Below are 13,693 nucleotides of genomic sequence, written 5' to 3'. Positions count from 1 at the left end.
CATGCCGCATCCGCGGGGATCGGTATTTGATCTAGCTGCCGACGGGGGCCGGTCAACGGGGCCTCCGCCAGGCTGATCTGCGCATTTTCTGATGCTTCGTCTCCTGAAAGAGAGCTCCGCAAATGACCGAGATCGTCACCTTCGTCAACAACCTGGACCTCGGCACCATCCAGGCCGGCGAGACCCGCACCGACCAGGCCCCCGTGCTGGCCACCCCGGCCGCCGCCCTCGCGGCGATCGGCGGCGCCAAGGCCGTCGGCGCCTTCGTCGGCGGCGCGACCGTGGTCGGCGGCGCGTACGCGCTCGGCCGCGCCATCGGCTGACCCGACCTCCGTACCCCCACACCCGTGCGAAAGGACGCCGTCATGAACGAAGTCACCGCTCTGCTGGACGAGATGGACATCCCCGAGGAAGGCGTCGTGTTCCCCGTCGCCGCCCCGGTGCTGGCCACGCCCGCCGCCTTCATGGGCGGGATCGCGATCTCCTGCGCCGTCGTCAGTGCCTTCGAGGCCGGGCGGGGCAACGGCTGAGGCCGGACGAGCGCCGCATGACCGCGTGAGCGCCGGGTGTCCGTCGGGCCGGAGGTGGATTCCGGCCCGACGGCCACCCGTCCAGCGTAGGCGCTCCCCGGCTCCCCCTCACAGCTGCGAAAGAGACCACGTGAAGTTCGCCCAGAAGATCGCCTCCGCGGTACTAGGCCCCGCTCCGGTGAGCCGGGACCGCGCGCTCGGCCTGTCCGAACGGCTCGCCGCCGTCACCACCTTGACGTCGTCCCTGGAGTACCTCTCCCAGCGCAAGGAGATCCGGCAGGGCGGCCTCAACGACTGGAACATCGTCAAGGACGTCCAGGCCGAGTCCACCCCGCTGGTCCGCCGCCTGCTCGACGCGGTCAGCGGCCCCCGCACCACCACCGCCCTGCACGTCGCCCGCGCGGCCGTCGCCGCCGGGATGCTGCTGCCCGGCAACTCCCGCCTGCGCGGCGCCGGAAGCCTCTTCCTCGGCGCCAGCTCGGCGCTGCTCTATCCGCGCCACCGCTACGGGACCGACGGCTCCGACCAGGTCGCGATCCTGGTGCAGACCGCCACCGGGGCGGCCCGCCTGGCCCGCTCCCCGCAGGCGAAGGACGCGCTGCTCTGGTACGTGGCGCTCCAGGCCAACCTCTCGTACCTGGTCTCCGGCTGGGTCAAGCTGATCGGCGAGCCCTGGCGCGACGCCTCCGCCCTCTCCGGCGTGATGCGCACCCGTACGTACGGCCACCCCGGCATGTACCGCTGGACGCAGGAGCACCCCACCGCCGCCAAGTACCTCACGCACGGGGTGCTCGCGCTGGAGTGCCTCTTCCCGCTGGCCTACGCGTGCGGAGGCCGCCTGGCGCGCCCGGTCATCGCGAGCGCCGCCGCGTTCCACCTGGCCAACGGCTACTTCATGGGCCTGGGCCGGTTCGTCACCGCGTTCACCGCCATGCACCCGATGGTCGCGTACACCTCCACACCGCGCAGCCACCCCGCCGTCGCCGGCCGGGACGACCGCGCGCTGCCCGTCGCCCTCGCGCTGCTGGCCGCGGCCGCCGGGATCGCCGCGGGCACCGCCGTCCAGCGCAGGCTCCGGACGACCGAGGGCTGGCACACCTCCCGGGTACTGACGACGCGGCACGGCAACGAGCTCCAGTACGAGGTCCTCTCCCCCGGCGACGACGGCCGGCCGGTGCTGGTGTTCGCCGCCGGAATGGTCTCCACCAGCGAGCACTTCGCGTGGATCACCGAGCGGCTGGCGCAGGACACCGGGCACGGCGTCGTCACGTACGCGCGGGCCGGGTACGCGGGCAGCCGCCACCGGGATCCCGGCCGCTTCTGCCTCGGCCGGTCCGTCGACGACCTCGTCGACCTGGTCAACGGGGCCGTCGCCCCCGACCGCCAGGTCATCCTGGTCGGCCACTCGCTCGGCGGCGAGATCGCGCGGCGCGCGGCCCGGCAGCTGGGCGAGCGCGTCCACGGGGTCGTCTACCTCGACGCCTCTCACCCCGACGAGCTGAACCGCTCCGCGCAGCAGAGCGAGACCGCGGGGAGGCTGCGCGGCTCGCTCGTCCAGATGACCTGGTACCTGCGGCTGGGCACCGGCATCCTCATGGCCAGGCCGGACTGGCTGGAGTCGCTGCCCGTCGCGTACCGCAAGAAGGTCTTCGCGCAGTACGCCGACGCCCGCATGTGGGAGGCGGGGCTGCGCGAATGGGACGCGGTGGAGGCCGACTTCCGGGCCCACCGCGGCGACCTCGCCCCGATCGGCGGTGCGCACGGGCTGGTCGTCTCGGCCCAGCAGACCGTCGACCGCGATCCCGACCAGCTGCTGATGCACCGGGAGCTGGCCGAGGCGCACCGGGGCGGCGGGCGCACCCGGACGGTGGTCGTCGAGGGCGCCGGGCACGACACGCTGCTGACCATGAGCCGGTACGCGCACCAGGTGGCGGACGCGATCACCGAGTTCTTCGCGCTCGCTCCGGCGGGCGGCGCCCCCTCGGGGGCCACCGCCGCCGCTATGGCCACGACAGCCACTGCAGCCACCACGGCCACCGGAAAGGAAACCGTGAAATGACGTTCAAGCGGGCCGCCGCCGGTCTGTTCACGGGCGAGGGCGCCGGATGGCGCATCGCCGGCGCGGCCATGCTCCTCAGCACCCTCGCCATCCAGCACCCGAACCCGACCTTCAACCGGATGCAGCTGAAGGACACCTTCTCGATGCTGCCCAACTGGCGCTTCTTCGCTCCGACCCCGGCCATGCACGACTACCACTTCGTGTACCGGACCCTCGCCGCCGACGGCACCACCTCGCCCTGGCAGGGCGTGGACGTGATCGAGGGCCGCAAGCCGTGGCAGATCGCCTGGTTCCCGACCCGGCGGCCCGAGAAGGCGGTCTTCGACATCTGCAGCGAGATCCTGCACGTGATCGACAAGGGGTTCCCCGTCGTCGTCCGCACCGCCGGGTACCGGACGCTCACCGCATACCTGCGCGCCGGGATCCTGGACCGGGGCGCAGAGGCCGCGGGCGTCCGCGGCTTCCAGTTCGCCCTGGCCCGGGCCACCGGCTACGACACCGCGCAGAGCCCGGAGATGGTCTTCGTCTCCCCCTACACCCCGCTGCACGCGCGGGCGACGGCCGCGGTGGGGGCGTGAGGATGGCGCCCTACATCATCATCGCGATCGGCGCGGTGATCGCCGGGGCCATCGCCCTCGGGATGCTCAAGTCCTGACGTACGGGCCACGGGCCACCGCGTACCCCAAGGAGAACACCATGCACAAGCCCGCAGTCGCCGGATGCCTGCTCATCGGCCTCGCCGTGATCGGGTTCCTGACCGCCGCCGACGTCATGAACACCGTGAGCGCGATCGCCGTGGGCGTCGCCCTGTTCATCGCCGCCGGCGTGGAGCTGAAGAGGAAGAAGCCGAACCGATGACAGCGACCCACACCGCCGCCTCCGCCGCCTCCTCCGCCGTCGAGGACATCGGGTACGGGCGCCAGTTCGAGGGCTGGTACGACCGGCTCTTCCCGCGGGACGAGTCCGCCGCCGTCACCGCCGCCCGGCTGGCCGCGCTGCATCCCGAGCCGGCTTGCGGGACCGTCGAATTCGGCGTCGGGACCGGCCGGATCGCGCTGCCGCTCGCCCGCGCGCTCGGCGCCCCCGTCACCGGGGTCGACTCCTCCCCCGAGATGCTCGCCGCCCTGCGCTCCGCCGGGGAGGCGGACGCGGCCGGCGTCGAAACGGTGCTCGCGGACATCCGTACGTACGCCGCCGACCGTACGGTCGGGCTCGTCTACTGCGTCTGCGCGACCCTCTCGATGCTGCTCACGCCCGAGGACCAGGCGCGGGCGGTGGCCCGGGCGGCGGAGCTGCTCGCCCCCGGCGGCCGGTTCGTCGTGGAGACCCACAACAAGCCGGCCGTGCTCGCCGCGCACGAAGGCCGCTCCCGTACCTCGTACTTCATTCCGTACCCGGAGCCGGGCACGGGCCTGCAGACGCACTCCACGCTGCTGCCCGAGAACGACCTGTGGCACTGCGCGCACGTCTGGTTCGAGTCGGACGGCACCAGCCGGGTCGGCACCGAGCTGTCCCGGCTGACCACCCCCGACGAGGTCGACGGCTACGCCCGCGCGGCCGGGCTCGTCCCCGAGAGCCGCGCCGCCGACTGGCGCGGGACCCCGTACGCCCCGGAGGCGCCCATGTTCGTCACCACGTACGTGAAGCCGGCCAAGGCCTCCTCGTGAACGTCTGGCACATCGCCCGCGGCCACCGCGCCCTGCTGCTGAGCGGGATCGTGCTCGGCCTGCTGGGCGCGGCGGCCACCCTCGCCCAGCCGCTGGTCATCGGCGAGATGATCGAGTCGGTGGCGGCGGACCTGCCGCTGACCGGGCCGGTCCTGCTGGCCGTGGGCCTGTTCGCGGCGGACGCCCTCTTCGCCGCCGGCCACGCGTACGCCATCGGCCGGGCCGGGGAGAACGTCGTCTTCGACATCCGGCACACACTGGCCGCCCGGCTGCTGCGCTCGCGCCTCCAGTCGTACGACCGGTGGGACCAGGGCGACGTGTTCAGCCGCATGGTCACCGACACCTCACTGGCCCGGATCTGTATGACGCAGGCCCTCGCCCAGATCGTCACCAGCGCCTTCATGGTGCTCGGCGGGATCGTGATGATGGGCTGGATCGACCCGCTGCTGCTGGTCACCACGCTCGGCTGCCTGGGCCTGGCCAGTGCGGTCTCGCTGCTGCTCGCCCGGCGGGTCCGCAAGGCCTCGGTCGTCAACCGGGAGGACACCAGCGTCTTCGGCTCGGCGCTGCTGCGCGTCATGGGCGCCCTGCCGACCGTGAAGGCCTCGCGCGCGGAGGGGCGGGAGACCGCGCACATCGCGGGGCTCGCCGGGCGGGCGCGCCGGTCCGGGATCCGGGTGTCGGCCCTGTCGGCGATGCTCACGCCCGCCATGAACGTGGGGACGCAGATCGCGCTGACCGTCGTCATCGCGTGGGGCATGGCCCGGGTGGCGACCGGGGACATGGCGCCCGCCGATCTGACGGCGTTCATGATGTACCTGTTCTACCTGGTGTCGCCGCTGGTCATGCTGTTCATGTCGATCGCCCAGTTCCAGCAGGGGCGGGCGTCCGTCGACCGGCTCGGTGAACTCGCCGGCCTCGAACAGGAGGAGGACGACGAGCGCTCGGGCGCGGCCGCCGACGGGATCGACGGGATCGTCGTGCCCGTCGAGCTCGACGGGCACGACGCGCTCGACGGGCACGGGATCAGCTTCGAGGAGGTGTCCTTCCGCTACCCGGACGGCGACGCCGCGCAGCCCGTCCTCGACCGGGTGTCGTTCACCGTCCCCGAACGCGGCCTCACCGCCGTCGTGGGCCCCTCCGGCGCGGGCAAGACCACCCTCTTCCAGCTCGTCGAGCGGCTGTACGCGCCGGACTCCGGCACGATCCGCATCGGCGGCACCGACATCGCCGCCCTGCCGCTGGCGCAGCTGCGCTCCCTGGTCGGGTACGTGGACCAGGACCACACGCTGCTGCGGGGCACCGTACGGGAGAACCTCACGTACGCCGCGCCCGAGGCCACCGCCGAGGACATTGCGGATGCGCTGTGCAAAGCACACCTGACGGAGGTGGTCGCGGCGCTGCCGGCGGGGCTGGACACCGAGTTGGGCGAGCGCGGCGCGGGGCTGTCCGGCGGTCAGCACCAGCGCCTGGCCATCGCCCGTACGCTGCTGCAACGCCCGAGGATCGTCCTGCTGGACGAGGCGACGGCGAGCCTGGACGCGGAGGCCGAGGCGGCGCTGCGGGACAGCATCGCCGCCGTCAGCAGGGAGTGTGCGGTCGTTGCGATCGCGCACCGGTTCTCGACCATCACACGGGCCGAGAAGATCGTCGTGCTGGAGCGGGGCGGCGTACGGGCCACCGGTACGCACGCGGAACTCAGCTCGGCCGATCCGCTGTACCGGAGGCTGGCGGACCAGCAGGCCGAGCAGGCGCACCCGGTGCGGGAGCCGGTGGCGTGAGCCGGGGCGCGGGGGACGACACCGCCGTCGTCGTGGGGACCGGGCCCAACGGGCTCGCCGCCGCCACCACCCTGGCCCGCGCCGGGGTGAAGGTCGAGCTGTACGAGGCGCACGGCACGATCGGCGGCGGCCTGCGCACGCAGTCGCTCTTCGACGCCGACATCGAGCACGACATCTGCGCGGCCGTGCATCCGATGGCCGCGGCCTCGCCGTTCTTCCGCGAGTTCGGCCTGGCGGCCCGCGGGGTGGAGCTGCTGCACGCCGAGGCCTCGTACGCGCATCCGCTCGACGGTGCGCGCAGTGCCGTGGCGTACCGGGACCTGGAGCGCACCTGCGCGGCGCTCGGCGCCGACGGGCCGCGCTGGCGGGCCCTGATGGGGCCGCTGCTGGAGCGCAGCGACGCCGTGGTCGACCTGGTGCTGTCGGGGCCGCGGGCGGCGGCGGCCGGCTGGCGCTCGGCCCTTCCCGCCGCCCTCCGGCTCGCGCCGCGGGCGCTCGCCCACGGGACCCCGCTGGCGGCCCGGCAGTTCGCCGCAGAGCCCGCGCGGGCTCTGCTGGCCGGGGTGGCCGCCCACGCCGTGGGGCGGCTGCCGAGCCCGGCCGGAGCGGGGGTCGCGCTGCTGCTCGGGCATCTGGCGCACGGCAGCGGCTGGCCGCTGGCCCGGGGCGGCAGCACGCGGATCGCGGATGCGCTCGCTGCCGACATCACGGCGCACGGCGGGGTGTTCCACACCGGCCGGCGCATCGAGGACCTGCGCGAGCTGCCGCCCGCCCGCGCCGTGCTGCTCGATGTCGCGCCGAAGGGGCTGCTGCGGATCGCGGGCGGGCGGCTGCCGGACCGCTACCGTCGTCGGCTGGGCCGGTTCCGGTACGGGCCGGCGGCGGCCAAGGTGGACTTCCTGGTGTCCGGGCCGGTCCCCTGGGCCGATCCGGAGACGGGCCGGGCCCTGACCGTGCATCTGGGGGGCACGCAGGCGGAGGTGTTCCGGCAGGAGACGCTGACCGCGCGCGGGGCCGCCACCGGTGAGCCCTTCGTCCTGCTCGTCGACCCGGCGGTCGCCGACCCCGGGCGGGCCCGGCCGGGCAGGCGCCCGCTGTGGGCGTACGCGCACGTGCCGCACGGCAGCACGGTCGATCCGTACGAGCTGGTCCGGCGGCGGATCGAGCGGTACGCGCCCGGTTTCACGGACACGGTGCTCGCGCACCGGTCGGTGACGGGCGCCGCGTACGAGGAGTACAACCCGAACTACGTGGGCGGGGACATCGGGGCGGGCGCCATGACCCTGGTGCAGAGCCTGGCCCGGCCGACGGCCCAGGCGGACCCGTACCGGACCCCGCTGCCCGGGGTCTACCTCTGCTCGGCGTCGACGCCCCCGGGGCCGGGCGTGCACGGGATGTGCGGGTACCTGGCGGCGCGGTCGGCGCTGCGCCGCGAGTTCGGCGTGCGCCAGGCGCCGTCGCTCGCCCCTGAGCCCGCCTAGGCCGGTTCCGCCGCTTCGGCGGGCTTCTCGGAGATTCCGGCGCACGTTCCCACGGCGCGGGGCCGCCCGGCCGGCCCCGCGGGTCGTCATGATGACTTCGTAGCGGAATCTGCTGATCCGGTTGTGGCGCGTCGCCCCCTCCCTCGGTACCCCCTCCCCCGACAGGTACTGAACGCCGGTGGGTCGGCTTCGGTCCCTGTCCCTTCAGTCACTGCCTAAACCTGCAGGTCAGGTGGTTGAGGCCGGTGGTCCAGGGACTGAAGGGACCCAACTTTCCAGTTATGAGCCAGATATGAACTACCAGGCTTCTTATATGCCTGCGCGCATACACGCACGCACATAAAGAGCGGAAGTAGTGATTCTCAGTCCCTTCAGTCCCTGGGTCGGTGGGTGCAGAGCTCTGACCTGCATGTTTGTCAAGGGACTGAAAAGAGAGGGACTGAACGAGGGGCTGAGTGGTTCAGTACCTGTCTCCGGATCCGTCTCCTGACCCGCCTCCGGGGGCTCCGTCCGGCATGCGGTCCTTGCGCCGTACTCGAGGGTCGCTGGAGTCCCCGGCCGGGGACCGGGGAGCCGGTCGCGACACGCCCGGGGTGACAGGCGAATCGAAGACGGAACTTTTCCGGACGAACCAGGGTAGAACTTCAGGGACTGAGGGACTGAAGGGACTGAATTCTCGATATAGCGCTGCCTGCCGCCCGAGCCCCCGCAGTCCCTGCGGTAATCTCCGCGATAGTGAATCTTCAGTCCCTCTGGTCCCTGAGGCGCAGGTCAGCCAGCCTGTACGCCAGGGACCGGGCCGGGGACACGAATAGCCGCCCCCGACACCGCGTCAAGGAAGAGCCAGTGCTGGTCCATCCCGAGAACCCGCGCCGCGGCGTGACCGGCGGGACGGCGCTGGACGTGGCGGCCTGGCTGGCCTCGCGCGGCTATCCGGTGCACCCCCTGGCCCCCGGGACCAAGACGCCCGCCGCGAACTGCCGGGAGTGCACCGGCCGTCACCACTCCCCCGAGGCGTGTCCCTGCCATGCGCAAGGCCGTTGGTGCCACGGGTTCCACGCGGCCACCACCGACCTGGACACCCTGCGCGAATGGTGGCGCAGGGAGCCCGAGTTCGGCATCGGAGTGGCCTGCGGCGCCGCAGGGCTCGTCGTCATCGACGTGGACGCCCACGCGACCGAGCTGCCCGACCGGCAGCGGCTGCTGCCCGGCATCCCCATCGACGACCGCGTTGACCTGACCGGACTGCAGAGCGGATTCGACACCTTGGCGCTCCTGGCCGCCCACCGGTCCCGGCCCGACCCCTGCGAGGACGCCTCGACCCTGCGGGTCCGTACGCCCTCCGGGGGGATGCACATCTGGTACCGGGCGCCCAAGGGCGGTCCGCGGCTGCGGTGTTCCAGCGGGTCGAGCTCCAGGGTCGCGCTGGCCTGGCAGGTCGACGTAAGGGCCGAGGGGGGCTACATCGTGGCGCCGACGACGCGTACGGCCGCCGGTGTGTACGAGGCGCTGCCCGGCGCGCGGCTGCCCGCGCCCCTGCCGCTGTGGCTGGCCGCCGAACTCGTCCGTACGGGGCACGTGGACTCCCCCGGGCCCGCGGCACCATCCACGCCCTCCCCCGGCCCTTCTCCGGCCCCCGGACCCGCGTCGGGCCATCCCCTGCGCGGAGGTCGACAGGAGGCCGGGAGACGGCTGCTGAAGGGGCTTCTGGAGGAAGTCGGCTCCTGCGGGGCGAGCCCGTCCGGAACGGCCTTCAGCGAGAAGCTCAACCGCGCGGCCTTCACGGCGGGCGGGCTCGTCGCCGGCGGTCACCTCGACGCGGCGGAGGGGCGCCTGCTCCTGATCGAAGCGGCGGACCGGGCGCGGCCCCGCCAGTCGCGCCGCAACGTCCTCATCGTCGACTCAGGGCTGCGCGCCGGAAGCGATCGGCCGATCCACCCCAAGGAACGCACATGAGCAGCGCCAAGAGCACGGGGTTCAACGCCCAGGCGGCGGCGGAACAGCTCGCCGCGTTCACGGCCGAGACGACCGTGGAGCCGGGCGCGTCCGGGGAGCCCGCCGCCGCGCATGCCGGGGCCCCGGCGCCCACGGCGTCCGCCGTGTTCGCCGCCACGGCGGCGCGCGGCAGGAGACGCCTGCCCGCCCAGCAGAACGCGGCCCCGCTCCCCGCCGGCGGGGGCGCCGCCGACTTCATCCAGACCGGTCTCCTGCACAACCTCAGCGACCGCGGCAACGCCAAGCTGTTCGCCCACCTGCACCACGACCGGTTCCGGCACGTCGAGGGGCTCGGCTGGTACGTCTGGGACGAGTACCGCTGGAAGCGCACCGGCGGCGAGAAGGCCGCCATCTGGGCCGCGGGCGACATGGCGGAGGAACTGCCCCTCCACGACCCGCGCGGCGCCTTCACCGACCGGGAGCTGGCCCAGCACCGCAAGCGCGCGATGTCCACCTCGGGCGTCAAGGCCATGCTCACCCAGGCGAAGGCCTCCCCCGAACTGGCCCTGGACCCCGACACCCTGGACGGCGACAAGTACGCCCTGTGCACCCCGGCGGGCGTCGTGGACCTCCGTACGGGCGACCTGCACAAGCCCGACCCCACGCGGGACCTGCACTCGCGGGCCACCCACCTGGCGCCCGAGGCGATGCCCACCCCCCGCTTCCACCGCTTCCTCGACGAGACGTTCGGGGACGACGAGAAGGGGCAGGAGATGATCAACTTTCTTCATCTCCTGCTCGGCTACTCCATCACCGGCGACGTCGGCGGGCAGGTCCTGCCCTTCCTCTACGGCGTCGGCGCGAACGGCAAGTCCGCCCTCCTCGACGTCGTCATCAAGATCCTCGGGGACTACGCGGACGTGGCGCCGCCCGGGTTCCTGATGGAGCGCGGCAAGTTCAACGAGCACTCCACCGAGCTGACCGAACTGCACGGCCGGCGCCTGTTCGTCTGCAGCGAGCTCAAGCCGCACGACAAGTTCGACGAGGCCCGGGTCAAACTGCTGACCGGTGGTGACCGGCTCAAGGCCCGGCGGATGCGGCAGGACTTCTTCAGCTTCGAGCCCACCCACAAGCTCTGGCTGCTCGGCAACCACCGTCCCGAGGTCGGCACCGGCGGACATGCGTTCTGGCGCCGCATCCGGCTCATCCCGTTCGAGAAGGTCGTCCCCGACCACCGCAAGATCGACAATCTGGCGGAGACGCTCGTACAGGAGGAGGGTCCCGGCATCCTCCACTGGATGATCCAGGGAGCCAAGGCCTATCTCGCCGCCAAGCCGGCCCTGACCGGGCCGAGCGTGGTGCGCAGCGCCACGCAGGCGTACGCGACGACCGAGGACCACATCGGGCGGTTCCTCGCCGAATGCTGCACCACGGGCGGCGCTGACCTGCCCGATCCCCGCGACCTCAAGGTCGAGCAGGGCGCCCTGTACCGCGCGTACAGTGCCTGGTGCCTCGACGGCGAGGGGCTGCGGCCCGCGACCACGCGCGCGTTCGCGACACGCATCCGCGCCGAGGTCGGTGTCGCCTCGCCCAACGAGATGCTCCGCTCGAACGGGCAGAAGTTCTACCCCGGACTGGCTCTCCTGGCCGATGAGGAGCAGACTCCGCGCGAGGCGAACAGGGCAACCACGCCGTGATCGGACGATGGGTGATGCCGCCCCGGGGTGGGCACGCCTACGATGGACAAGGACGATGAACAGACCCACCACCCGGCTGCGGCCCGCAGGGCCCAGCTGCATACCGGCATCGGCGCCGCCGCCCGCGGCGTGGAGGGACCAGGGGCCCCACCGGGCCCATGTGATCGAGGAGGGACCCAGGCCATGAGCTCGCTACTGACATCAAGCGATCTCGCCCACGAGGACAAAGTGGTGTGGCTGGAGGACCCCGAAGAGCTCGACTACGTGCGCCAGGCCCTGGACAAAACGCCCCGCCGCCGGGGAAAGCCGCGCTATCACCGCGACGGGCGCATGATCGGTTTCACCGAGCTCGGCGACACCGCCGAGGCTGACCCGGACAGCGGCCTGCAGAAGCGGCGCGTCTTCTACCTGCTGCCGCACGACCGGGACGCCGAGCCGCACGGCCTGTACCGGGAGGGTGCGCCGGGCGAGGCGGTCGACCCGCGGACGATCGGGCCGCGGCAGGTGGGCAGGAAGACCGAGCGCTCGCAGCGGGGTCTGTCGGCGCCCACGGTCGCGTGACCTGGGTCACGTGGTGTGGGTCGCCCGACGTGGGTGCCTGACTTCCGGATTCCTGGTCTCCGTTTCTGATTCCTGATTCCGTTTTTCGGTCCCTTGAGTCCCTCCGGTCCCTGTTCGGTCCCTCTGCTGTCCCCCGCTCCGGCGTCAGGACGGGGCGAGGACGCAGACCTCGTGGCCCTCCGGATCGGCCAGGACCCTCCACGGGACGCCGCCCTGGGCCACGTCGGCGGGCGTCGCACCGAGGGACTGAAGGCGTGCGACCAACTCCGCTCGGTGGGCCGCGGAGGTGGTCGCGAGCGTCGTCAAGAGCCTTGATGTCCACCTGGACGGGTCGCAGTGCGGTGTCGGACTCGGTCCCTCCAGACCCTGTGGGCGGCGGTCCTCAGAACGCGAAGTCGACGTAGTCGATGTCGGTGAACTCCACCAGCAGGCCGCCGGCGCGGGCGCCGTTGTCCTTGAAGTAGATCTCCTGGAGGCCTTCCGCGGCGATGGCGCGGAGCTGTGCCTCGCCGGCGCCGGCCTCCTGGGCGGCGAAGAGGCGGCCCGCGTACTCCGGCGGCAGGTGCTGGGTGATCCGGCGCATGCGGCCGTCGTCGGTGGTGCCGGGGGCGGCGGTGAAGCCGAAGCGGGCGCGGGTCTCGATGACCAGGCCGGTCGTCCGGGCGGCCTTCGTACGGGCGCGCTTGCGCACCAGGGGCTGCCAGCGGCGGCGCACCTCGGACTCCAGGCGGGTGGCGAGGGCCGGCTTGGGCTGCCGGAGCTGGTCCCTGACGTAGCGCTCGACCGTGCGCTGGGAGATGCCGAGCAGGCGGGCCGCTTCGCGGGTGGACTTGAGCTGCTTGACGAGGAAACGCATCTGGGCGCCCGCCGACTTGGGGACGGGGCGGGTGAAGTGCTGTTCGTCGGCGCGGGTGAGGCTGTCGTCGATCTCGGGCATGTCCGGCTACTCTCCGTCGGCCGCGGCGTCGTGGCCCTTGATGTGGCGGGCGGGGTTGAGTCCCTGGTCGAGCATCTCGACGGCCCACAGGAGGGGCTGGGTGCCCTCGTGCTTGACCATGCCGGGGCTGACGCCGAGACGGAAGCCGCCGGGGACCGGCTTGCCCTCGGGGGTACGGGGGAGGAAGTCGAGAGGGCTGGGGCCGTCGGACAGGTACACCGCGCAGTCGGAGAGGACGGCGATGGGGTGGAGCCCGGCGGCGGCGAGCCCGCGCATCTTGCGGTGCATGTTGACGCGGGCCGTGGAGATGACGGCGGCGCGGATGTCGGGGCGCCAGGTGGGGCGTTCGAGGGCGGGCCAGGACTCGCCGGGGCGGTACGCGGCGCCCTGGGGGCGTTCGCGGAGCTTGCCAATGCCGCCCTTGACGGTGGACTTGATGGCCGAGAGGACCGGCTTCAGGACGGGGTCGGGGTGCTCCTGGAGTTCGGCCATCGCCGCGAGGAACTCGGGCTCGGGGAGCGCGGAGGTGACGCCGAGGTCCGCCATGGTGGCCACGTACGCGTCGCGCAGGCGGGTGTACCAGGCGTCCAGGTACGGGCCGTGATCCGGGCGGAGCCAGGCCTCGATGGGGTGGACGGGGTGGCCGAGCTCCTGGGCGTAGGCGAGGGTCGGGGTCGCGTACCAGGCGGGGCCGGTGGGCGGGTGGCCGCTCGGTGTGAAGGGGCTGGGGAGGCGCGGGTCGAGTTCGAGGGAGGAGAGGTCCGCGAGCCAGCAGCCGGGGACCTTCGGGTCGAAGCGCGGGGCCCGGGTGTGGACGGCGGGGCCGAGGCCGACGGGGAGGCGGTTGGCCGCCGCGGCGAAGGCCATGTTCACGTCGATGCCGACGGCGTGGCTGCGGGTGCACTCGGCGTCGGTGAGGAGCTCGGGGTCGCGAATCCAGTCGTACGCCTCCTCGTCGAGGACCTGGTCCGGGGTGCGCTGGTGGGACCGGGGGTACAGGGCGGCGACGACGGGGTGCTCGTCGGGGGCCTCCGGGGGGGCCGGT

The 13,693-nt window shown here is 72.8% G+C and carries 12 protein-coding genes and 2 pseudogenes; 11 read left to right on the top strand and 3 right to left on the bottom strand.

What is annotated here, in order from left to right:
- Window positions 1-122 precede the first annotated feature (122 nt).
- The 11 genes from ADK52_RS36740 to ADK52_RS36700 all read left to right on the top strand — a co-directional run bounded on the left by ADK52_RS36740 (window position 123) and on the right by ADK52_RS36700 (window position 11,711).
- Window positions 123-323, top strand: coding sequence for a hypothetical protein (locus tag ADK52_RS36740; protein ID WP_053694178.1), 201 nt, complete (start codon window positions 123-125; stop codon window positions 321-323).
- 42 nt (window positions 324-365) lie between these two features.
- Window positions 366-530, top strand: a complete 165-nt coding sequence (locus tag ADK52_RS42765) for a hypothetical protein (protein ID WP_159046116.1) — start codon at window positions 366-368, stop codon at window positions 528-530.
- A 130-nt stretch (window positions 531-660) separates the two neighbouring features.
- Entirely contained in the window at window positions 661-2,589 is a 1,929-nt protein-coding gene (locus ADK52_RS36735) for an alpha/beta fold hydrolase (protein ID WP_078988882.1), read from the top strand.
- Window positions 2,586-3,167 carry a hypothetical protein gene (locus tag ADK52_RS36730; protein WP_053694177.1) on the top strand — a complete coding sequence of 194 codons (582 nt, stop codon included), beginning with the start codon at window positions 2,586-2,588 and terminating at the stop codon, window positions 3,165-3,167. Before ADK52_RS36735 ends, ADK52_RS36730 begins: the two co-directional genes overlap by 4 nt.
- 118 nt (window positions 3,168-3,285) lie before the next feature.
- On the top strand, window positions 3,286-3,447 hold the full coding sequence (locus ADK52_RS42760) for a hypothetical protein (RefSeq protein ID WP_159046115.1): 162 nt from the start codon (window positions 3,286-3,288) through the stop codon (window positions 3,445-3,447).
- Complete coding sequence (locus ADK52_RS36725; RefSeq protein WP_053694176.1) at window positions 3,444-4,256, top strand: class I SAM-dependent methyltransferase; 813 nt, start codon at window positions 3,444-3,446, stop codon at window positions 4,254-4,256. The genes ADK52_RS42760 and ADK52_RS36725 overlap by 4 nt, the downstream gene beginning before the upstream one ends.
- Entirely contained in the window at window positions 4,253-6,037 is a 1,785-nt protein-coding gene (locus ADK52_RS36720) for an ABC transporter ATP-binding protein (RefSeq protein ID WP_053694175.1), read from the top strand. Before ADK52_RS36725 ends, ADK52_RS36720 begins: the two co-directional genes overlap by 4 nt.
- Window positions 6,034-7,518, top strand: a complete 1,485-nt coding sequence (locus ADK52_RS36715; RefSeq protein WP_053694174.1) for a phytoene desaturase family protein — start codon at window positions 6,034-6,036, stop codon at window positions 7,516-7,518. The genes ADK52_RS36720 and ADK52_RS36715 overlap by 4 nt, the downstream gene beginning before the upstream one ends.
- Window positions 7,519-8,364: 846 nt before the next feature.
- The gene (locus tag ADK52_RS36710; RefSeq protein WP_234344406.1) at window positions 8,365-9,474 is read left to right on the top strand and encodes a bifunctional DNA primase/polymerase; all 1,110 of its coding nucleotides are present in this window, start codon (window positions 8,365-8,367) and stop codon (window positions 9,472-9,474) included.
- A complete protein-coding gene (locus ADK52_RS36705; RefSeq protein ID WP_053694173.1) occupies window positions 9,471-11,150 on the top strand; it encodes a DNA primase family protein in 1,680 nt (559 codons plus the stop codon). Before ADK52_RS36710 ends, ADK52_RS36705 begins: the two co-directional genes overlap by 4 nt.
- A gap of 183 nt (window positions 11,151-11,333) precedes the next feature.
- A complete protein-coding gene (locus ADK52_RS36700) occupies window positions 11,334-11,711 on the top strand; it encodes a DUF6009 family protein (RefSeq protein WP_030872546.1) in 378 nt (125 codons plus the stop codon).
- A gap of 144 nt (window positions 11,712-11,855) precedes the next feature.
- Here the strand turns inward: ADK52_RS36700 and ADK52_RS43190 are convergent.
- From ADK52_RS43190 to ADK52_RS36690, 3 genes and pseudogenes are all read right to left on the bottom strand, one after another.
- Window positions 11,856-12,104: pseudogene (locus ADK52_RS43190) on the bottom strand (VOC family protein); the annotation flags it as partial.
- Window positions 12,094-12,648 carry a telomere-protecting terminal protein Tpg gene (gene tpg, locus ADK52_RS36695; RefSeq protein WP_053694172.1) on the bottom strand — a complete coding sequence of 185 codons (555 nt, stop codon included), beginning with the start codon at window positions 12,646-12,648 and terminating at the stop codon, window positions 12,094-12,096. The pseudogene ADK52_RS43190 and the gene tpg, both read right to left, overlap by 11 nt.
- Before the next feature lie 6 nt (window positions 12,649-12,654).
- Window positions 12,655-13,693, bottom strand: a pseudogene (locus ADK52_RS36690) (transcriptional regulator); the annotation flags it as partial.

The sequence above is a fragment of the Streptomyces sp. WM6372 genome, assembly GCF_001279655.1.
Taxonomy (GTDB): Bacteria; Actinomycetota; Actinomycetes; order Streptomycetales; family Streptomycetaceae; genus Streptomyces.
Note: the sequence above shows the minus strand (reverse complement) of the source record. Positions and strands in the feature narration are given on the sequence as shown.

What these genes read in the sequence shown, in the direction of transcription:
- tpg (WP_053694172.1), bottom strand. Translation starts at nt 12,648, where the DNA reads ATGCCCGAGATCGACGACAGCCTCACCCGCGCCGACGAACAGCACTTC.
- ADK52_RS42760 (WP_159046115.1), top strand. Translation starts at nt 3,286, where the DNA reads ATGCACAAGCCCGCAGTCGCCGGATGCCTGCTCATCGGCCTCGCCGTG.
- ADK52_RS42765 (WP_159046116.1), top strand. Translation starts at nt 366, where the DNA reads ATGAACGAAGTCACCGCTCTGCTGGACGAGATGGACATCCCCGAGGAA.
- ADK52_RS36700 (WP_030872546.1), top strand. Translation starts at nt 11,334, where the DNA reads ATGAGCTCGCTACTGACATCAAGCGATCTCGCCCACGAGGACAAAGTG.
- ADK52_RS36740 (WP_053694178.1), top strand. Translation starts at nt 123, where the DNA reads ATGACCGAGATCGTCACCTTCGTCAACAACCTGGACCTCGGCACCATC.
- ADK52_RS36725 (WP_053694176.1), top strand. Translation starts at nt 3,444, where the DNA reads ATGACAGCGACCCACACCGCCGCCTCCGCCGCCTCCTCCGCCGTCGAG.
- ADK52_RS36730 (WP_053694177.1), top strand. Translation starts at nt 2,586, where the DNA reads ATGACGTTCAAGCGGGCCGCCGCCGGTCTGTTCACGGGCGAGGGCGCC.
- ADK52_RS36705 (WP_053694173.1), top strand. Translation starts at nt 9,471, where the DNA reads ATGAGCAGCGCCAAGAGCACGGGGTTCAACGCCCAGGCGGCGGCGGAA.